Consider the following 19,948-nt stretch of genomic DNA (forward strand, 5'->3'; position numbering starts at 1 on the left):
ACAACATCGCCGCGGGCGCCCAGCGCCTACCGTGGAGGGCGCGAAGCGGAAGCGACAACCTCGGAAGGCGGCATCGCGATGACCACGACTGGATCCCCGCGCCCGTTCTGGCTCGCGGGCCGGGAGGCGACCGGCGAGAGCACCGTGGAGGTCACGTCGCCGTGGGACGGCTCGGCCGTCGGCGCGGTCAGCGTGCCCACCGCGGCGCAGACGGAGGAGGCGGTGGCCGCCGCGGCGGCCGTGGCCGACGCGTTCGCCGCGTCGCCCGCGCATGTGCGCGCCGCCGCGCTCGACCTGGTGTGCCGCCGGGTGGGCGAGCGGGCGGACGAGATCGCGCGGCTGATCTCGGCGGAGAACGGCAAGCCCATGAAGTGGGCGCGCCTCGAAGTGGCGCGCTGCGTCTCGGTGTTCCGCTGGGCGGCGGACGAGGCCAGGCGGTTCAACGGCGGGATCGCGCAGCGCCTCGACGCGGACGCCGGGGGCACGGGGCGGCTCGCGCTCACCCGCCGCGTCCCCTACGGCCCGGTGCTCGGCATCGCGCCGTTCAACTTCCCGCTGAACCTGTGCGCCCACAAGGTCGCGCCCGCCCTCGCGGCCGGGGTGCCGATCATCCTCAAGCCCGCGCCCGCGACCCCCCTCTCCGGGCTGCTGCTCGGCGACCTGCTCGCCGAGACGGACCTGCCCGCGGGGGCGTGGAGCGTGCTGCCCGTGCCCAACGACGCGATGCCCGCGCTCGTCCAGGACGAGCGGCTGCCGATCATCTCCTTCACCGGCTCGGTGCCCGTCGGCTGGTCTATCCGCGACGCGGTGCCGCGCAAGCGGGTCACGCTCGAACTCGGCGGCAACGGCGCGGCGATCGTGCTGGCCGACTACGCCTCGGACGCGGACCTCGACTGGGCGGCGCAGCGGATCGCGACGTTTTCCAACTACCAGGCGGGGCAGTCCTGCATCTCGGTCCAGCGCGTCATCGCCGACGACGCGGTGTACGACCGGCTCGTGCCCCGGCTGATCGCCGCCGTGGAGGCGCTGGTCACGGGCGACCCGTCGGACGAGGCCACCGACGTGGGCCCGCTGATCAACGAGGACGCCGCCCGGCGCGTGGAGTCCTGGGTGGACGAGGCGACCGCGGCGGGCGCCAAGGTGCTCACCGGGGGCGCCCGGGAGGGCGCGAGCTATGTGCCGACCGTGCTCGAAGGCGTGCCGACCGACGCCAAGGTGGCCACCGAGGAGGTGTTCGGGCCCGTCATGGCCCTCACCAGGGTGAGCGGCGAGAAGGCGGCCTACGCGGCGGCGAACGCCTCGCGGTTCGGCCTCCAGGCGGGCCTGTTCACGCACGACGTGCACGCGGCGTTCCGCGCCCACCGGGCCCTCGAGGTGGGCGGCGTGGTGGTGGGCGACGTGCCGTCCTACCGCGCCGACCAGATGCCCTACGGGGGCGCGAAGCAGTCGGGCGTGGGGCGCGAGGGCGTGCGGTTCGCGATGGAGGACTACACCTACGAGCGGGTGATGGTGCTCACCGGTCTCGATCTGTAGCCGCGGGCCCCACCGCACGGCCGCGGCCCGCCGGGAGGCGGGCCACCACGAGGTCGCGGACGATCGCCTGGTCCACCCGGTGCCGGAAGCCCTGGTGCGCCTCGCTGTCCGCGACCTCGAAGCCGTGGTCGGCGAGCAGCGAGGCCAGCTCGGAGCGGCGCGCGACCAGGGTGTTCCACGCGATGCCGATGGCCCCGCCAGGCCGCAGCAGCCGGGCCCACACCGGCAGCGCCGACGTCAGGAGCGGCATCGGGCTGCGCGAGACCTGGGCGCGCGCCGTCGCGCCGTGCTGCACGCCGTAGGGCGCGTCGGTGACGATCAGGTCGAACGACGCGGACCTGAAGAAGTCGCCGCTCGCGGCGGTGTCGGCGTTCACCATGGTGACGTCGATGGACTCGCCCCGCTTGTACGCCTCCTTGGTCGCGCCGAGCTCGCAGTGGAAGCGGCGGCCAAGCGACCTGCGGTCGCGGCGCACCGTGGTGGTCTGCGCGCGGTGCTTGATCCTGCTGTTCTTGAGCCACTGGCGCAGGAAGGCGGCGTAGGCGTCGAAGCTCTTGCCGTCGCGCTCGACGCCCGCCGCGTCGAGGCCGTACATCACCGCCTGGTTGAGCGTGGTGCCCCGGCCGCACAGCGGGTCGAGGACGCGCAGCTCGCGCCTGAGCAGCCGCTCGGGGTCGGCGCACGCCATCGCGGTCACATTGAGCAGGAGCTTGGTGAAGTCCTCGTTGGTCTTGCCCGCGTACTTCTGGATCGTGATCAGCTCGCTGCCGAACGTGTCGAGCCGCGTGAGCTCCACGGGCGCGAGGCGGCCGTCCTCGATCTCGAACAGGGCGTACAGCGACGACAGGTTGGCGAGGGCCGCCACCTCACCCTCGGTCAGCGGCTTCTCGGTCGCGAAGGTCACGTACGGCACCCCGGCGAGTGCCGTCTCGGCCACGTCCCTGATCCGGCCGCCGAGCAACGCGTCCCCGGTGACCAGGAGTTCCGCCCTGGCCAGGTCCACGGAGGCGCGGGCGTAGACCCGGTTGTGGGAGGGGAGCAGCAGCATTCCGTACGTTCTCATCGCGCCGGAGTGTAGTCGTTCACCTTTCAGCTTTCAGCCGAAATCCAGGCGGTCCACCCTGACCTGGCCCCTGAGGGTCAGGCGGACGTCGTGGACCCCCGCGGGCGGCCCTGGCAGCTCGGCGGTCACCGTCGTCCAGGCGTAGCGGTCGCCGGTGGACGGGACGCGCAGCGTGACGCGGCAGCCGGTGCCTGGGACGCGCAGCTCGACCGTGGCGCTCCCCGGCTCGGCGCGGGCCGCCCGCAGCCGCACCTCGCGCGCGCCCGCGCCGAAGTCGCAGCGCCTGAACAGCAGCTCGCCCGGCGCCTCGGCGCCAGCGGCGACGGCGTCGCCCGACACCCGCGTGGTGTCGACGAGTTCGGTGCCCTCGCTCTCGTCCCAGTCGGCGGCGGCGAGCCCCGCGGTCATCACGGGCCTTGGCCCAGGGCGTTCGCCCTCCACCGTCAGCCCGGCCACCACCCGCGGGTCGCCGCTGGACGCGCCGGCGGCCACGGTGTACGCGCCCGGCTCGACGCACCAGCGGCCGTGCGCGACGTCCCAGAAGCCCAGCGCCTCGTCCGCGGGCACGGCGAACGTCACCTCCCGGCTCTCCCCAGGCGCCAGATGGATCCTCCGGTGCCCGGCCAGCCAGCGGTGCGGGCGCGGCACGCTCGGCGCGACGGCGGAGAGATACAGCTGCGCCACCTCGTCGCCCGCCACCGCGCCCGTGTTGGTCACCCTCACCGTGGCGGTCAGCGTTCCGTCCACGACCTCGGCCGCGAGGTCCGCGTAGCCGAACGCCGTGTACGAAAGGCCGTGGCCGAACGGGTAGAGCGGCGCGCCGTCGTGGTACAGATACGTGGCGCGCGCCGTGATCAGGTCGTAGTCCAGCAGCCCCGGCAGGTCCTCGTCCCGCGCGTACCACGTCTGGGGCAGCCGCCCCCCGGGCGAGACGTCCCCGCACAGCACCCGCGCCAGCGCCTCGCCCGCGGCCTGCCCGCCGTGCGCGGTCCACAGCAGCGCGGGCAGCGCCGCGTCCGCCTCGGGCACGGCGTACGGGTACGACGAGACCAGCACGAGCGCGGTGCGCGGGTTGGCGGCGTGCGCGGCGCGCCACAGCGCCTCCTGGCGCGGCGGCAGGGCCAGCGTCGAACGGTCCTCGGTCTCCCGGCCGTTGATGTGCGGGTCGTTGCCCGCCACCACCAGGACGACATCGGCGGCCGCGGCAGCGGCGCGCACCGCGTCCTCGCCCCGCTCGACGGTCTCGACGTGGAAGGGCTCGCCCCGCCCGCCCACCGTCAGCTCCCCGTCGGCCACGCCCACCAGGCCGCCGGTGCCACGGTGCCGCAGCAGGTGCGCGTCGCCGCGCGGCTCGAGCGTGAACGTCTCCCGCACCACCCAGCCGCCAGGCCGCTCCGCCGAGGCCCGCACCAGGCCGTCCTCGGCGACCGACAGATACCGCCCGTCGGGCGCCCGCAGCGTGAGCACGCCATGGCCCCAGTCGGTCAGGGTGAACGGTGTGGCGCCCGGGGCGGGGCCCACGGTCAGCGGCGGCAGGTCGGTGCGGCCGCCAAGTAGCGCGGGGTCGAGCGCGGCGGCCTGGCCGCCCGCCCCGGTGTCCCCCTCCGCGGTCTCGGGCACGGTGACCCAGCCGCCGCCCGTCCGCAGCCGCACGACGTCCGCGCCCTCGGCGAACTCGGCCGAGGCGATGGCCGGGTGGGCCCGCAGCCCGGCCAGCGGGGTGGTGCGGCGCAGCAGCGCGCCGCTGTACCAGTCGAGCTTCACCTCGTCGGCCAGCGGCCCCACCACGGCGATCCGGGCGCCGGGGCGCAGCGGCAGCAGCCCGTCGTTCTTGAGCAGCACCACCGCCTGCTCGGCGGCGGTCAGCGCCAGCGCGCGGTGCTCGGGGGTGTCGAAGGCGGCCTCGTCGTCGAAGGGGTCGGGTCCGGGGTCGAACGCGCCGAGCCGGATGCGCATCGCCAGCAGCCGCGCGGCCGCGGCGTCGATGTCGGCCCGGGTGATCAGGCCGCGCTCCAGCGCCGCGGTCAGCCGCGCCACGGTGGGCGCCGCGTCGGTGCCGTGGTCGGTGAAGCTGTCCACGCCCGCGGTGAGTGCGGCCGCCAACCCCTGTACGTGGTCGGGGAGATAGCCCTGGGAACCGGCGATGTTGCTGGGCGCGTAGGCGTCGGAGCAGACCACGAGCGGCAGGTCGGTCCAGGTGCGCAGGGCGCTCGCCAGCAGGGGGGAGAGGTGGTTGGGGCGGCCGTTGACCAGGTTGTAGGCGGGCATCACCCCGGCGACGGCGCCCGCGCGCACGGGGCCGCGGAAGGCGGGCAGCTCGTACTCGTGCAGCACGCGGGGGCGCAGCGACGTGGAGGCGGTGTCGCGGTCGCGCTCGTGGTTGTGGGCCAGCCAGTGCTTGAGCACGGGCGCGGTGCGCCAGCGCTCGGGGTGGTCGCCGCGCAGGCCGCGCGTGTAGGCGGTGGCCAGCGCGGCGGTCAGCCGCGGGTCCTCGGAGTAGCCCTCCTCGTTCCTGCCCCACAGCGGGTGGCGCAGCGGATTGATCGTGGGGGCCCAGACATTGAGGCCCACCCGGGGGTCGGCGGCGCGCATCGCGCGGATCTCGCGGCCCACCGCCTCGCCGACGCGGCGCAGCAGGGCGTCGTTCCAGGTGGCGCCGAGGCCCACCGCCTGCGGGAAGACGGTGGCCGGCCCCATCCAGGCGACCCCGTGCAGCGCCTCCTGCCCCGTGCGGAACGCGGGCATGCCCAACCGCTCGACGGCGGGGGCGTGTTGGTGGAGCATCGAGATCCGCTCCGCGGGCGTGAGCCGCGCCAGCAGATCGGCGGTCCTCGCCTCGGCGCCGAGGCCGGGGTCGCGGAAGGGCGGGGGGCTTGCGGTCACGGGCGGTCCCGGAGTCGGCGGCGGCTGGCGGCGCTTGCGAAGGGCGCGGCGCCGCCCACGCGTCCCACGGTGGGAACGGGCCGCCTTCGAAGCGCTTCGATGCTGATTTCCCGTGCTCGTCCTGTCAAGGGACCGTCCGTCAACTGCGGGCGGATTCCCGGAATCTTCGGGGGCAACGCCGGGCCGACGGGCTCATGGGAGCGCGCCCATTTTTCTGTCGTCCCAGGGCTTGTGCCGCCCGCTGACCCGTCTTAGCCTCAGCGGACATCGAAGCGCTTCACCTAGGGGCGCTCCGGCCTGCGCCGTCGCGAGCCACGAAGGGTTGCCGCCATGCCCAACTCCCCGTCAGGACTGAGTCGCAGACGCTTTCTCGCCTCGTCGGCCGCGGTGGCGGCGGCGACCGCGGGCGGCCTTCCGCTGCTGACCGCCTGCGGCGGCGACGGGGGCGGCTCGGGCGGCGGCGAGGGCCGGGCCAGCGAGGAGCAACTGCGCGACATCCTGCCGACGTTCCGCGCCTCCGAGTCCGCCGTCGCGCCCGATATCCCCGGCGAGAACGGCGTGAGCCCCGGCTACACCACCTGGCTCCCCACCGGCGAGCTTGGCGTCTCGGTGCCCGAACCCCGCGGCGGCGGCGGCTCGTTCAGCGCCATGACCCCGCTGTGGGGCACCCCGCCCTCGCGCGGCAACGCGTTCTGGACCGCCATGGACGAGGCCATCGGCGTGAGCATCGACTGGCAGACGCAGGACGGCAACACCTATGGCGAGAAGCTCGGCGCCGTGCTCGCGGGCAGCGACATTCCCGACCTGGTGTGCGTACCGGGCTGGGAGCTGACGGGGCAGATACCGCAGGCCATCGCGAGCCGCTTCGCCGACCTCGGCCCCTACCTCTCGGGCGACGCCGTCCTCGACTACCCCAACCTCGCCGCGATCCCGACCCCCGCCTGGGAGTCCTCCGTCTTCGGCGGCGCGCTGCGCGGACTGCCGATGCCCGCGCCCACCATCGGCAGCGTGGTGCCCTACTACCGGCAGGACGTCTTCGACGCCAACGGCTGGCAACCGCCCACGTCGCCCGGCGAATTCCTCGACCTCTGCCGGGAGATCACCTCGGCCCGCAACCGGGTGTGGGCGTGCGAGGACATGAAGTGGTCCGCGTTCATCATCTTCGGCGTCCTGCCAGAGAAGCCCCGCTACTGGATGCGCGGCGACGACGGCAGGCTCGTCAACCGCTACGAGACCGACGCCTACCTCGAGGCCCTCGAGTGGACCAGGTCCCTCTACGCGGCCGAGGTCGTCCACCCCGACGCGGTCGCCGTCTCGGGCGACGCCGCCCAGCGCTTCACCGCGGGCGAATCGCTCATCTGGAACACCGGCGACGGCACATGGCACGTCACCACCGTCGAACAGCGCGCCACCAACCCCGACTTCCACATGAACGCCTTCGACTACTTCGGCGCGGGCGGCAACGACCCCGTGCTGTACGCGGCCAACGGCGCGGGGATCTGGACGTTCCTCAACAAGAACCTCTCCGAGGAGCGTATCCGCGAGGCGCTCCACATCGCCGACTTCACCGCCGCGCCCTACGGCACCCGCGAACAGCGCCTGCGCGCCTACGGGATCGAGGGCACCCACTGGACCGTCGAGAACGGCCTGCCCACCCGCACACCGCAGGGCGAGGAGGAGGTCGTCCCCGAGACCTACCCGTTCATCGCCACCGCGGGCCATGTCATCGCCCACCCCGACACCCCCGAGGTCGTCGAGGACTGGACGGGCTGGCAGGCCCGGCAGATGCCGTATGTCCAGGAGGGCCTTTTCCACGGCCGCCAGATCCAGGAGCCCGCCCGGCTCACCAACCTCAACGACGGCTTCGAGGACCTGGAGGACGACGTCGTCCGCGGCCGTCAGTCGATCGACGACCTGCGCGAAGCCGTCGCCGAGTGGCGCCGCAACGGCGGCGACGAACTGCGCGACTTCTACCAGGAGCTGCTCGACACGGAAGGCGCCTGACGGTGGCGCGCGACCAGCGCGTCGCGGAGCCGCCGGTGGAGCCGCCCACCGAGGCGCGGCCCGGCGCGTCAGGCCCGCAGGACCCGCCCGGCGCGCCAGGCCCGCGGGAGCGGCGGCGCGGCGGGATGCGCCTGACCCACCGGCTGCGCCGCGACGGCGCCCTGATCCTGATGACGCTGCCCGCGCTCGCGCTGCTCGTGGTCTTCGCGTACATCCCGATCGCGGGCAACGTCATCGCGTTCCAGTTCTACAGCCCCTACGCGGGCGACGGCTTCATCGACTCGATGGCCAACAGCGCCTGGACGGGGCTGGAGAACTTCGAACGCCTCCTGGACGACCGGGACTTCTGGAACGCCGTCCGCAACACCCTGATGTTCTCCTCGCTCCAGCTGCTGTTCTACTTCCCCGTCCCCATCGCCCTCGCCCTGCTCATCAACAGCGTGCTGCACAGCAAGGTCAGGGCCTGGTCCCAGGCCGTCCTGTACCTGCCGCACTTCTTCTCCTGGGTGCTGGTCATCACCGTCTTCCAGCAGATGTTCGGCGGCGCGGGCCTGGTCGCCCAGCTGCTGCGCGACTGGGGGCTCGCCGACAGCTTCGACCTCATGACCGACCCCGGCTTCTTCAAGTGGCTCATCACCGCCCAGGTGATGTGGAAGGACGCGGGCTGGGGCATCATCGTCTTCCTCGCCGCGCTCTCCACGGTCAACCAGGAGCTGTACGAGTCCGCCGCCGTGGACGGCGCGGGCCGCTGGCGCCGCATGTGGCACGTCACCCTGCCCGCCCTGCGCCCCGTGATCGCCCTGCTGCTGGTCCTCCAGGTCGGCAACATGCTGACCGTCGGCGGCGAGCAGTACCTCATCCAGCGCACGGCCGTGGGCCCGGGAGCCGCCGAGGTGCTCGACACCTATGTCTGGCACCGGGGCATCGAGGGCGGCGACTTCAGCTACGCGGCGGCCATCGGCATCGTCAAGGGCGTCTTCAGCCTGCTGCTCGTCCTGACCGCCAACCGAGTCGCCCACGCGATGGGCGAGCAGGGGGTGTACGCACGCCGATGAACGCCACCGCCACGCGCGCCACGGGGAAACGCGCCCTCCGCCGCCCCACCGCACCCGCGACCGGGGGACCGCCGGGAGGGCGCGGACCACGGAGCGGCAGGCGCCCCGTGTGGGAGGAGCCGCCCACCCGCGTGGGCCTCACCGCCAAGGGCGCCATCCTCGCCATCGCGCTGCTCGCGATCCTCTTCCCGCTGTGGATCGTGGTCGTCACCAGCGTCTCCGACGCCCGCACCATCGCCGAGACCGGGGGCCTGGTCGTCTGGCCGAGGGGCGTCACCCTCGACGCCTACCGCGAGCTCCTCAGCGGGGGCGAGGTCTCCCGCGCCATGGTCGTCTCGATCGGCGTGACGGTGGTCGGCACGGCGTTCAGCATGGCCGTCTCCGTGCTCGCGGCGTACGGCCTGTCGCGCCTGGGCTCGCTCTGGCACCGGCCGATCCTGTTCACGCTGCTCGCCACCATGTTCTTCGGCGGCGCCGGGATCATCCCCACCTATCTGCTGATCCAGAGCCTCGGCCTGATGAACACCTACGCGGCGCTCATCCTGCCCATGGCCGTCAACGTCTTCAACATCCTGGTGCTGAGGGCGTTCTTCATGAACGTCGGCCAGGAGATCATCGACAGCGCCCGCATCGACGGGGCGGGCGAGTTCCGCATCCTGTGGCAGATCGTCCTGCCGCTCTCGCGCGCGGTGCTCGCCGTGATCTCGCTCTTCTACGCCGTCGCCTACTGGGGCAACTGGTTCGCCGGGTTCATCTACATCACCGACCAGGAGAAGCTGCCGCTCCAGAACGTGCTCCAGCAGATCGTCATCGGCAACGAGCGCCCCGCGGGCATGGCCCAGGTCATCGGCACGGGCCAGATCCCCAGCATCGCCGTGCAGACCGCAGTGATGGTGCTGGCGCTGCTGCCGGTCGCGGTGCTCTCGCCGTTCGTCCAGCGCCATTTCAAGAAGGGCATGCTCATCGGCGCCGTCAAGGGCTGAGACACGGGACACCGAGGACGGGACACGGGGCCGGAAGGAGCGTGACATGGTCGGCCTGCACGACGCCACCAGAGGGCGGCTGCTCTACGGGGGCGACTACAACCCCGAGCAGTGGCCCGAGAGCGTCTGGGCCGATGACGTCAGGCTGATGCGCGAGGCGGGCGTCACCCTCGCCACGGTCGGCGTCTTCTCCTGGGCCACCATCGAACCGACCCCCGGCGCCTACGAGTTCGGCTGGCTCGACCGCGTGCTCGACCTCCTGCACGACGCGGGTATCGGCGTCTGCCTCGCCACCCCCACCGCCGCGCCCCCTCCCTGGCTCGCCGCCCGCCACCCCGGCACGCTGCCGCGCGACGAGAACGGCACGGTGCTGTGGTACGGCTCGCGCAACCAGTTCTGCGCGTCGTCGCCCGAGTACCGCGACCACGCCGCCCGCGTCACCGAGGCTCTGGCCCGACGCTGCGCCGCGCACCCGGCGTTGCGCCTGTGGCACATCAACAACGAGTACGCGACCGCCTGCTGGTGCGACGCCACCGCCGCCCACTTCCGCGTCTGGCTGCGCGCCAGGTACGGCACGCTCGACGCCCTGAACACCGCGTGGGGGACGGCGTTCTGGAGCCAGCGCTACGCGGGCTGGGACGAGATCCTGCCGCCCCGCCGCGCGCCCTATCTCGTCAACCCCGCCCAGCGCCTCGACTTCCGCCGCTTCACCAGCGACGCGCTGCTGGAGTGCTTCACCGCCGAGCGGGACATCGTCGCCGCCCACAGTCCGGGCGTCCCGGTCACCACCAACTTCATGCCGCTGTTCGTCGGCCAGGACGGCTGGCGCTGGGCCGCCGAGGAGGACGTCGTCTCCGTCGACATCTACCCCGACCCCGCCGCGCCCCACGACGACCCCGCGGGCCCCGCGCACGGCGCCCTCGTCCAGGACCTCACCCGCTCCCAGGCGGGCGGCCCCTGGGCGCTGATGGAGCAGGCCGCGTCCGCCGTCAGCTGGCGCCCCGTCAACCGTCCCAAGCCGCCAGGGCTGATGCGCCTGTGGTCCCTCCAGGCGGTGGCCCGCGGCGCCGACGCCCTGTGCTTCTTCCAGTGGCGCGCCTCGCGGCAGGGCAGCGAGAAGTTCCACTCGGCGATGCTCCCGCACAGCGGGCAACGCTCCCGGACCCACCGCGAGATACGCGCCCTCGGCGCCGAACTCCCGCGCCTGGCACCGGCCGTGGGCACCCGCACCCACGCGGACATCGCCGTGCTGCACGACTGGGACGCCTGGTGGTCCGCCGACCAGCCGGGGCGTCCCTCCGCCGAGGTCCGCTACCCCGAGCTGCTCGCCGCCTGGCACCACGCCCTGTGGCGCCGGAACCTCACGTGCGACCTCGCCCACCCCGAGGCCCCGCTCCAGGACTATCGGATGCTGGTTATCCCGCATCTGCCGCTCCTCACCGACGCCGCGCTCGACGGGCTCGACCGCTGGGTGCGCGACGGGGGGACTCTCGTGTGCGGCTTCTTCACCGGCGTCGTCGACGGCGACGACCGGGTGCGCGAGGGCGGCACCGACGCCCGGCTGCGCGCGGCGCTCGGCCTGGCGGCCGTCCACGAGTGGTGGCCGCTCGCCCCCGGCGCGACGGTCGGGCTCGACGACGGGACGGCGGGCTCGGTCTGGAGCGAGGACGTCGAGCCCTCGGGCGCCGTGACCGTCGCCGCCTATGCGGAGGGCGAGCTCGCGGGGCGCCCCGCCATCACCCGCCACCGCCATGGCGACGGCACCGCCTGGTATGTCTCGACCCTGCCCCAACCGGCCGCGCTCGCCGCGCTGCTGGCCGACGCCGCGCGGGGCGCGGGGGTCGCGCCCGCCCTGCCCGGCGCCCCCGAAGGGGTGGAGGCGGTGCGGCGCGGGGCGCTGCTCTTCGTCCTCAACCACACCCGCGCCCCCGCCGCCGTCCCCCTGTCCGCCCCCCACACGGACCTCCTGACCGGCACGACCCACCCGGCCACCCTCACGCTCGACGGCTTCGGGGTGGCCGTCCTGACCCCCCACACCCAAGGGAGCCGCACATGAACATCCTCGCCCCCCTCCTCACCGCCGCCCTCGCCGCGGGCCCGGCGACCCCGACCGCCGTCTGGGAGTCCTGCGACCAGTGGGGCAACTGGGAGCCAGGCGACGGCTACATCGTCTACAACAACATCTGGGGCTCGGGCGCGGGCTCCCAGTGCATCGAGGCCGACTCCGGCTCGCGGTGGTCCGTCACGGCCGACCACCCGAACACCGGCGGCATCAAGTCCTACCCGAACGCCAAGTGGATCGTCGGCGAGCCGATCTCCGCGATCGACTCCCTGTCCGCCACGTACGACGTCACGGTGCCTTCGACGGGCGCGTACAACACGACGTTCGACCTGTGGGACGACGACTACGACCACGAGATCATGCTGTGGCTCAACTGGACGGGCCCGGTCGGCCCCCTGGGCACCCAGGTCGGCACGGCCACCCTCGGCGGCCACACGTGGGACGTCTACACGGGCAGCAACGGCAGCAACAACGTCTACTCGTTCCTGCGCCACGGCGACTCAAGCCGGGGCGAGATCGACCTGGTCCCGATCCTCGACTGGATCACCGCGCAGGGCTGGATGAGCGCGTCGGAGGTGATCGGGGACGTCCAGTTCGGCTACGAGATCACGTCGTCGGCGGGCGGCCTGACGTTCACGACGAACAACTTCGAGGTCAACGAGGGCTGACCCCCACCCGCCCGCCCCCTGCCCCAGGGGGCGGGCCCCGCCCCCTGCCCCTCCTCGACCACAGCCGCGCCCCGGGCCGCCCCGCCCGCCGCGCCAGGCCGGGCGGCCCGGCCCGGCAGGGGCGCCGCTCAGCGGGCCGCAGGCCCACCGCGGGCCGCGGGCCCACCGCGGGCCGCGGGCCCCGTACTCGCCCGCGCCGTCAGGCGAGGCGGCAGCAACTCCACGCGTGCGGGCACGGCGCCAACGGCGCCGTCAAGCTTGGCCATCACGAGCTCCACCGCGCGCCGCCCCATCTCCTGCGCGGGGATGGCCACGGAGGTGAGCGCCACGGACTGGGAAGTGGCCACCTGCTCGGGGCACACGGCCACCACCGAGATGTCCTCGGGAACGGCCCTGCCCTGCTGGCGCAGCAGCCCGAGCAACGGCCCGATGGCCGCCTCGTTCTGCACGATCACCGCGCTCGTGGCGGGCCGTTCGCCGAAGACCCGCGCCAGCGTGCCCGCCACCGACTCGTAGCTGCCCTCGCACGGCCGGTGCAGCACCCGCGCGCCCAGCTCGGCGGCGCGCTCCCGCACGCCCTGGAGGGTGCGTTCGGCGAACCCGGTGCGCCGCTCGTACACCGCCGCCGCCTCGCCGACCACCGCCACGTCCCGGTGCCCAAGCCCGGCCAGGTGGTCCACGCACAGCCGCCCGGTGGCGGTGAAGTCCAGGTCCACACAGGTGAGTTCGCCGGTGTCGGCGGGCAGCCCTATGAGCACGGCTGGCCGCGGCGCCTCGCGCACCAGCGGCAGGCGGCGGTCCTCAAGCTCCACATCCATCAGGATCATCGCGTCCGCGAGCCCGCTGCCCACCACCCGCCGCACCGCCTCGGGGCCCTCGTGCCCCGTCAGCAGCAGCACGTCGTGGCCCCGCTCGCGCGCCGTCGTGGCCACCGCGATGGCGATCTCCATCATCACCGGCACATACATGTCGGTCCGCAGCGGCATCATGAGCGCGATGATGTTCGACCTGCTGCTGGCCAGGGCGCGGGCGCCCGCGTTGGGGTGGTAGCCCAGCTCCCTGATGCTGCGCTCGACGCGCTCCCTCGTCGGCGCCGAGATGGTCCGCTTGCCGCTGAGGACATAGCTCACCGTGCTGGCGGAGACGCCCGCGTGCCTGGCGACCTCGGCGAGGGTGACCATCGGCTCTCCCGTGCTGTGGTGAGGGGCGCCGCCGCCGGGGGGACAGCGCGCGCCGCGCGAGGGCGGAAGTGAAGCGCTTCGACAGCGGAGGATGACAGTGCGACCGCGTTGACCCTAGACCGAGCGGCGTGCCGTGTCCAGGGATGTGTTGAAGCGCTTCAATAGCCGTCAACAGGCCGTTGCCGCCCTGGACTTCACGACCCTGGACCACAGCCTGTCATCAGGGCGTCACCGCGCGGGAAAACGGGTACACACGCAGTGGAGTCCTTCATGGGGCGAGGTGTGATGATGACCGTCTCGGAACGGGAAGCCCGCCGGGTCCTCGAAGCCGCGAGGCCGCCCGACTGGTCGGGGCCCAGCTTCGCCAAGGAGCTGTACCTCGGCCGACTGCGCATCGACCTCCTCCACCCCCGCCCCGAGCCCGACCGCGCGGCCGAGCGCTCCGCCGCGCGATTCCTCGAGAGGCTGCGGGCGTTCTGCGCCACCGAGATCGACGGCGGCCTCGTCGAGCGCGAGGCCCGTATCCCCGACGAGGTCATCAACGGGCTGCGCCGCATCGGCGCGTTCGGCATGCGGATCCCCGAGGAGTACGGCGGCCTCGGCCTCGGGCACGTCCACTACCACCGCGCGCTCGCCCTCGTCGGCTCGGCCAGCCCCGCCGTCGGCGCGCTGCTCTCCGCGCACCAGTCGATCGGCGTGCCGCGGCCGTTGGAGCTCTTCGGCACCGACGAGCAGCGCCGCGCGTTCCTGCCGCGCTGCGCGGGGGGCGCGATCTCCGCGTTCCTGCTGGCCGAGCCGGACGTCGGCTCCGACGCCGCGCGCCTGGCCACCACCGCGGTGCGCGACGGCGACGACTACGTGCTCGACGGCGTCAAGCTCTGGACGACCAACGGCGTCATCGCCGAGCTGCTGCTCGTCATGGCCTCCGTGCCCGACCACGGCATCACCGCGTTCGTCGTCGAGGCCGCGTCCCCCGGCATCACGGTCGAGCACCGCAGCGCGTTCATGGGCCTGCGCGGCATCGAGAACGGCGTCACGCGCTTCCACCGCGTGCGCGTCCCAGCCGCCCACCGCATAGGCGCCGAGGGCGAGGGGCTGCGCATCGCCCTTGCCACGCTCACCACGGGGCGTCTCGCCCTGCCCGCGCTGGGCGTCGGCGCGGGCAAGTGGTGCCTGAAGATCGCCCGCGAGTGGTCGCGCGCCCGCGTGCAGTGGGGCAAGCCCATCGCCGAGCACGAGGCGGTCGGCGCCAAGGTCTCCTTCATCGCCGCCACCACGTTCGCCCTCGAGGCCGTCGTCGACCTGACCGGCGAGCTGGCCGACGAGGGCCGCGCCGACATCCGCATCGAGGCCGCCCTCGCCAAGCTTTACGGCGGCGAGATGGCCTGCCGTATGGCGGACGAGCTGGTCCAGCTGCGCGGCGGGCGCGGCTTCGAGACCGCGGCCTCGCTCGCCGCCAGGGGCGAACGCGGCGTCCCCGCCGAGCAGTTGCTGAGGGACCTGCGGATCAACCGCATCGTGGAGGGCGGCTCCGAGATCCTGCGGCTGCTCATCGCCCGCGAGGCCGTGGACGCCCATCTCAGGGTGGCGGGCGGCCTGGTCGACCCCGACGCCTCGCTCACCAGGAAGCGCAGGGCCGCGACGGCCGCTGGCTCGTTCTACGCCCGCTGGCTGCCCTCCCTCACCACGGGGCGCGGTCATCTCCCGCTCTCCTACGGCGACTTCCACATCTCCCGGCACCCCAACCTCGCCGCCCACCTGCGCTATGTCGAGCGCGGCGCCCGCAAGCTCGCCCGCGCCACCTTCTACGGCATGTCCCGCTGGCAGGGCCGCATGGACGCCAAGCAGCGCTTCCTCGGCCGCGTGGTCGACATAGGCGCCGAGCTGTTCGCGATGACCGCCGCGTGCGTCCACGCCGAACGCCTGCGCACCCGCGCCGACCACGGCCGCGAGGCGTACCAGCTCGCCGACGCCTTCTGCCGCCAGGCCAGGGTCCGCGTCGACGACCTCTTCCCGCTGCTGTGGCACAACACCGACGCGACCGACCACGCCGTGGCCGCTTCCGTCATCGCCGCCGACCACACATGGCTCGAGGAGGGCATCGTCGACCCCTCGACCGATGGCCCCTGGATCGCCGACGCCTCCCCGGGGCCCGCCGTGAAGGCCGACGTGCGCCGCACCGTTCCCTGACGCGCACGCGGGGCGAACGCCTATGCTGCTGTCGTGACTTCGACACAGGGGGGCCTCACCCCGCGCCAGGCGAGACGGCTGCGGATGGCCATCGCCGGGGTGGCGATGGTGGCCATGGCGGTCGTGCTCGTCATCCAGCTCGGCGACGGCTCGTCCCTGCGGTCCGTCGGCCTGTATGGCGCGGCGTTCATCCTCTCGGGCGCCGTCATCGAGATGAGCAGGCGCGGCAGGACGAGGCTCGGCATGGCCGTGCTGGTCACGGGGTTCGTGCTGCTGCTCGGCGCCGAGTGGTGGCTGCGCACCCGCTGACGCCCTCCGCCGCCCCGGCGTACCGGTGTCGGTGCGCTGCGTTACGATCCCGGCACGGGCACGCGTTCTTCAGGCCCGTCGACCCGACCGCATGAAGGGGGCCCCGCCGATGGCCGCGACCGAGACGCCGGACGAGATCGCCGCGCGCAAGGAGCGCGAGAAGAACGAGCTGTATTCCCGGGACATCTCGGGCGTCGAGTGGCTCAGCGCGCCCGGCGGCCCCGAGGACGAGAAGGTGGAGATCGCCTATCTCCCGGGCGGCGGCGTTGGGATGCGCAATTCCAAGGATCCCGACACCGTGCTGCGGTTCACCCCCGCCGAGTGGGAGGCGTTCGTGCTGGGCGCCAGGGACGGGGAGTTCGACATCGACCCCGCCCCGGGGCGCCCGGGGGAGTGAGGCGAGCCGGGCCCGTTCAGCGCCTGACGCACGTGGTTCAGCGCCTGACGCACGTGTACGCGCCGAAGACCTCCGCCGCGTAGTCGACGCGCACGATGTCGAACCCCGCGCGCTCCAGCATCGGTTCGAGCAGCCAGCGGTAGGTGCTGTGCTCGGTGCGGATGTGCTCGGCGTAGTCCTCAGCCGTGTAGCCCGCCGCCGGGTCCTCCGACGCCCCGTCCATCCACCGCCGGAAGACCTCGGCCGCCCGGGACGGCGGGAAGTCGTAGACCAGGTCCCGCAGGCGCAGCACCCCACCGGGCCGCAGCAGCCCGGCGATCCGCTCCAGGGCGACCGTCTTCCAGAAGTCCGGCAGCTGGTGCAGCGCGTGGCGCGTGAACACCGCGTCGGGCGGCGGCCCCACGTGCGCGTACGTCAGAAAGCCCGCCCGCACCGCCTCGACCCGGCTGGCCCCGGCCCGCGCCGCCCGCCCCCGGATCACCTCGACCATCGCGGGGGAGACGTCCACGGCCACCACACGGGCGAACGCCTCGGCCGCCGCGAGCGCGAACCTCCCCGTGCCCGCGCCCAGATCCACCACCGTGGAGTGGGGGCCGAGGCCGCGCGCGGTCAGCTCGGCGATGTCGTCGGCCGGATCGGGGAAGCCCTGCTTCCGGTCGAAGCCCGCGACGAAGTCGGGGTCGAGGTGCTCCGGCCCGGCGTGCGCCAGCTCGTCGGGCATCCAGGTGGGCATCAAGCCGGGTGTCCAGGGCGCGTCCATGGCCCGACCCTGGCACGCGCCGCGGCGCGGCGGCCACCTGATTCTCCGCGGGTGCCCGTTCGGCCACGGCGTTCCTTCATGCCATGGTTGAGCGTGATTTGGGGGGCGGTGCGCCCGGGGAGGGCTAGGGGAGTGCGGCGGCGACGATTAGGGTGAGGGTGGGCATGGCACAACTGCCGTAAGCAATGACCTGAGCCACATCGGGGGAACCGCCCGGGGGAGTCCGCCCGTCATCCGCCGCGCGGGCCGAAAGACGCGGTTCGGGAAGCAATATCACGAGCGGGAGGCGTCGTGAACAGCGATCGGGATGGGGTTCGCACCGCGGGGGAGACCGCCGGTGACGAACGCTCCGATGACGGACTCCTCGCGGAGGAGGAGTCGGAGAGCACCGGGCAGTTCACCGTCGACTACACACCGCCCGCCTGGTACTCCGGTGGCGCCCCCGCGCCCGGGGGCCAAGCGGCCGACGGGGACGAGCCCGCCGACGCCGCGCCCGGCGACGTGGTGAGCGGCGACACGATGCAGATCTCGGCCGCGGCCGTGCGCAAGGCCGCGGCTCCCGCCGAGCCACCGGCCCCTTCCCCGCAGCAGGGCGCTCCCGAGCCCGCGCGCGACGAGGGCCCCGAGCCCGTGCGGGACGCGGCGCCGCCGCCCGCCGCCCCGCCGCAGGCCCCGCCCGGCGCGGGCCTGCCGGGCGGACTGCCGCCGCTGCCCCCGGACTTCAGGCTGGAGCCACCGGCGCCCAGCGCGCCGCCCTCCGCGCCCCCCGGCTTCCCACCCGCGCCCTCGGCGCCCGCCGCCGAGCCAGCCGAGCCCGCGGACGCGGCGCCCGGGCAGCGCGAGGTCAAGGTCGAGTTCACCAGGCCCGCGTCCCCGCCCGAGATCGAGGTGGAGGACGAGGTGCTGGAGGCGCGGCCCGAGGACGAGCCGCGCGACGCCGCCCCCGAGGCCAAGGGACCGCCCGCGCCTCCGCTCGGCCTGTCCCTGCCCCCGGTGCCCTCGGCGCCCAAGTCCCCCGCGTCGCCCAAGTCCCCCGCGTCGTCCGCGCCGTCCGCGTCGCCCGCCGCGCAGGACCAGGACGCCCCCGAGCAGGCCACGGCACCGCCGCCCGTCGTGGGACCGCCCCCGGTCGTCGGGCCCCCGCCCGTGGTGCCCCCCCAGGCCGCGGCCCAGCCGTTCCCGCCGAAGGACGAGCCCTCCGCGGCCCAGCCCTCCGCGGCCCCGCCGCCCGCCGCGCCCTCTCCGGTGCAGTGGCCCGCCGCGCCGCCGCGGTCGCCCCAGCAGCACACGCAGATCGCGGGGCCGCCGACATCGGCGCCCTTCCCCTCGCCCGCCACGGGCACGCCGTTCACGCCGCCCCAGCAGCAGCCCCGGCAGCCCCGGCAGCCGCGGCCCCCGACCCCGCCGCAGGCCCCGCAGGGGCAGCAGCCGACGCCGTTCCCCGGGCAACAGCAGGCCGCGCCAGGCCCGTTCACCCCGCCGCAGCCGCCGCAGCCCGACCCCGCGCAGCCGCAGCCGTTCCCCCCGCCGCGGCAGGGCGCGGCGCTCCCCGCGCCGTACACGCCCCCGCAGCAGCAGCCACCCCAGCCGCACCAGCCACAGCCCCCGCAGCAGCCCGGCGGCTGGCAGGGCCAGCAACACCAGCAACAGCAGCAGTACGGCAACCAGATGCAGCCCGGCACCCTCGGCTACAGCGCCTCGGTCGACCTCTCGTCCGACCGGCTGCTCCAGGACAAGCGCCGCAACAAGGTGCGCTCCCAGCCCGCGAGCAGGCCGAGCGGCCGCTTCCGCATCGGCGGCAAGTCCGCCGACGCCGAGCGCCAGCGCAAGCTCGAGCTGATCCGCACCCCGGTGCTCTCGTGCTACCGCATCGCCGTCATCAGCCTCAAGGGAGGCGTCGGCAAGACCACCACGACCACCGCCCTCGGCGCCACGCTCGCCAGCGAGCGCCAGGACAAGGTCATCGCGATCGACGCCAACCCCGACGCGGGCACGCTCGGCCGCCGCGTGCGCCGCGAGACCGGCGCCACCATCCGCGACCTGGTGGGCGCGATCCCCTACCTCAACAGCTACATGGACATCCGCCGGTTCACCTCACAGGCCCCCTCGGGCCTGGAGATCCTGGCCAACGACGTGGACCCGGCGATCTCCACGACGTTCAACGACGAGGACTACCGCCGCGTCATCGACGTGCTCGGCAAGCAGTACCCCATCATCCTCACCGACTCGGGCACCGGCCTGCTCTACAGCGCCATGCGCGGCGTCCTCGACCTGGCCCACCAGCTGATCATCGTCTCCACCCCGTCCGTGGACGGCGCGAGCAGCGCGAGCACGACGCTCGACTGGCTGGCCGCGCACGGCTACGGCGACCTCGTCCAGCGCAGCGTCACCGTGATCTCAGGGGTGCGGGAGACCGGCAAGATGGTCAAGGTCGACGACATCGTGGCCCACTTCAGGACCCGCTGCCGCGGCGTCGTCGTCGCCCCCTTCGACGAACACCTCGCCGCGGGCGCCGAATTGGACCTCGACCTGATGCGGCCCAGGACCCGGCAGGCGTACTTCGACCTGGCCGCGCTGATCTCCGAGGACTTCGTCAGGGCTCAGCAGGAGCAGGGCCTGTGGACGCAGGACGGCGGGATGCCCCCGCACATGGCACCCCCGCTGCCCGGCCAGCAGGGCCACCCAGGCCAGCCGCCGCAGGGCTATGGCTATCCGCGGCAGCCCCAGCAGCCGCCGCCCCCGCAGCAGCCCAGCTACGGCTACCCGCAGCAGCCCTCTCAACAGCCCCCGCCCCAGCAGCCATACGGCGGCTACCCCCAGCAGCCAGGGCCCTGGCAGCCGCCGCCCCCGCAGTAGGAAG

At 73.9% G+C, this 19,948-nt stretch carries 14 protein-coding genes; 10 read left to right on the plus strand and 4 right to left on the minus strand.

What is annotated here, in order from left to right; translation table 11 throughout:
* The first annotated feature begins 78 nt into the window (after positions 1–78).
* On the plus strand, positions 79–1,533 hold the full coding sequence (locus DEH69_RS28775) for an aldehyde dehydrogenase family protein (RefSeq protein ID WP_113689918.1): 1,455 nt from the start codon (positions 79–81) through the stop codon (positions 1,531–1,533).
* On the opposite strand, the gene DEH69_RS28780 is transcribed toward DEH69_RS28775, so the two are convergent.
* A complete protein-coding gene (locus tag DEH69_RS28780) occupies positions 1,514–2,596 on the minus strand; it encodes a TRM11 family methyltransferase (RefSeq protein WP_113689919.1) in 1,083 nt (360 codons plus the stop codon). The two genes, DEH69_RS28775 and DEH69_RS28780, sit on opposite strands and share 20 nt — an antisense overlap.
* A 33-nt stretch (positions 2,597–2,629) precedes the next feature.
* The gene (locus DEH69_RS28785) at positions 2,630–5,479 is read right to left on the minus strand and encodes a glycoside hydrolase family 3 C-terminal domain-containing protein (protein ID WP_113689920.1); all 2,850 of its coding nucleotides are present in this window, start codon (positions 5,477–5,479) and stop codon (positions 2,630–2,632) included.
* Positions 5,480–5,809: 330 nt separating this feature from the next.
* Here DEH69_RS28785 and DEH69_RS28790 point away from each other — a divergent pair, with 330 nt between their 5' ends.
* From DEH69_RS28790 to DEH69_RS28810, 5 genes are read left to right on the plus strand one after another with little or no spacing between them, the layout of a single operon-like run.
* On the plus strand, positions 5,810–7,483 hold the full coding sequence (locus DEH69_RS28790; protein WP_113689921.1) for an extracellular solute-binding protein: 1,674 nt from the start codon (positions 5,810–5,812) through the stop codon (positions 7,481–7,483).
* 2 nt (positions 7,484–7,485) lie between these two features.
* Positions 7,486–8,538: a sugar ABC transporter permease gene (locus DEH69_RS28795; protein ID WP_258535033.1), complete on the plus strand. Its 1,053-nt coding sequence runs from the start codon at positions 7,486–7,488 to the stop codon at positions 8,536–8,538.
* On the plus strand, positions 8,535–9,521 hold the full coding sequence (locus tag DEH69_RS28800) for a carbohydrate ABC transporter permease (protein ID WP_113689922.1): 987 nt from the start codon (positions 8,535–8,537) through the stop codon (positions 9,519–9,521). The genes DEH69_RS28795 and DEH69_RS28800 overlap by 4 nt, the downstream gene beginning before the upstream one ends.
* 46 nt (positions 9,522–9,567) lie before the next feature.
* Complete coding sequence (locus DEH69_RS28805; protein ID WP_113689923.1) at positions 9,568–11,577, plus strand: beta-galactosidase; 2,010 nt, start codon at positions 9,568–9,570, stop codon at positions 11,575–11,577.
* Positions 11,574–12,251 (plus strand): hypothetical protein, encoded by a 678-nt coding sequence (locus DEH69_RS28810; protein WP_113689924.1) that lies wholly within the window; start codon positions 11,574–11,576, stop codon positions 12,249–12,251. Before DEH69_RS28805 ends, DEH69_RS28810 begins: the two co-directional genes overlap by 4 nt.
* Positions 12,252–12,379: 128 nt before the next feature.
* Here DEH69_RS28810 and DEH69_RS28815 read toward each other — a convergent pair whose 3' ends face one another.
* Positions 12,380–13,432, minus strand: a complete 1,053-nt coding sequence (locus tag DEH69_RS28815; protein WP_113689925.1) for a LacI family DNA-binding transcriptional regulator — start codon at positions 13,430–13,432, stop codon at positions 12,380–12,382.
* Positions 13,433–13,702: 270 nt separating this feature from the next.
* Between DEH69_RS28815 and DEH69_RS28820 the strand changes: the two genes are divergently transcribed.
* The 3 genes from DEH69_RS28820 to DEH69_RS28830 all read left to right on the plus strand — a co-directional run bounded on the left by DEH69_RS28820 (position 13,703) and on the right by DEH69_RS28830 (position 16,328).
* Positions 13,703–15,622 (plus strand): acyl-CoA dehydrogenase family protein, encoded by a 1,920-nt coding sequence (locus DEH69_RS28820; RefSeq protein WP_113689973.1) that lies wholly within the window; start codon positions 13,703–13,705, stop codon positions 15,620–15,622.
* A gap of 33 nt (positions 15,623–15,655) precedes the next feature.
* Entirely contained in the window at positions 15,656–15,931 is a 276-nt protein-coding gene (locus DEH69_RS28825; protein ID WP_113689926.1) for a hypothetical protein, read from the plus strand.
* Positions 15,932–16,040: 109 nt separating this feature from the next.
* Positions 16,041–16,328 (plus strand): DUF397 domain-containing protein, encoded by a 288-nt coding sequence (locus DEH69_RS28830; protein ID WP_113689927.1) that lies wholly within the window; start codon positions 16,041–16,043, stop codon positions 16,326–16,328.
* A gap of 37 nt (positions 16,329–16,365) precedes the next feature.
* On the opposite strand, the gene DEH69_RS28835 is transcribed toward DEH69_RS28830, so the two are convergent.
* On the minus strand, positions 16,366–17,061 hold the full coding sequence (locus tag DEH69_RS28835) for a class I SAM-dependent methyltransferase (protein ID WP_220131357.1): 696 nt from the start codon (positions 17,059–17,061) through the stop codon (positions 16,366–16,368).
* 318 nt (positions 17,062–17,379) lie between these two features.
* Between DEH69_RS28835 and DEH69_RS33210 the strand changes: the two genes are divergently transcribed.
* Positions 17,380–19,944 carry an SCO5717 family growth-regulating ATPase gene (locus tag DEH69_RS33210; RefSeq protein ID WP_258535034.1) on the plus strand — a complete coding sequence of 855 codons (2,565 nt, stop codon included), beginning with the start codon at positions 17,380–17,382 and terminating at the stop codon, positions 19,942–19,944.
* Positions 19,945–19,948: the final 4 nt, after the last annotated feature.

Source organism: Streptomyces sp. PT12 (genome assembly GCF_003311645.1).
Taxonomy (GTDB): domain Bacteria; phylum Actinomycetota; class Actinomycetes; order Streptomycetales; family Streptomycetaceae; genus Streptomyces.

Excerpts from the sequence above, each read along its gene's own strand:
- DEH69_RS28790 (WP_113689921.1), top strand. The coding sequence starts at position 5,810 with ATGCCCAACTCCCCGTCAGGACTGAGTCGCAGACGCTTTCTCGCCTCG.
- DEH69_RS28775 (WP_113689918.1), top strand. The coding sequence starts at position 79 with ATGACCACGACTGGATCCCCGCGCCCGTTCTGGCTCGCGGGCCGGGAG.
- DEH69_RS28815 (WP_113689925.1), bottom strand. The coding sequence starts at position 13,432 with ATGGTCACCCTCGCCGAGGTCGCCAGGCACGCGGGCGTCTCCGCCAGC.
- DEH69_RS28780 (WP_113689919.1), bottom strand. The coding sequence starts at position 2,596 with ATGAGAACGTACGGAATGCTGCTGCTCCCCTCCCACAACCGGGTCTAC.
- DEH69_RS28835 (WP_220131357.1), bottom strand. The coding sequence starts at position 17,061 with ATGCCCACCTGGATGCCCGACGAGCTGGCGCACGCCGGGCCGGAGCAC.
- DEH69_RS28810 (WP_113689924.1), top strand. The coding sequence starts at position 11,574 with ATGAACATCCTCGCCCCCCTCCTCACCGCCGCCCTCGCCGCGGGCCCG.
- DEH69_RS28820 (WP_113689973.1), top strand. The coding sequence starts at position 13,703 with ATGGGGCGAGGTGTGATGATGACCGTCTCGGAACGGGAAGCCCGCCGG.
- DEH69_RS28800 (WP_113689922.1), top strand. The coding sequence starts at position 8,535 with ATGAACGCCACCGCCACGCGCGCCACGGGGAAACGCGCCCTCCGCCGC.
- DEH69_RS28805 (WP_113689923.1), top strand. The coding sequence starts at position 9,568 with ATGGTCGGCCTGCACGACGCCACCAGAGGGCGGCTGCTCTACGGGGGC.
- DEH69_RS28830 (WP_113689927.1), top strand. The coding sequence starts at position 16,041 with ATGGCCGCGACCGAGACGCCGGACGAGATCGCCGCGCGCAAGGAGCGC.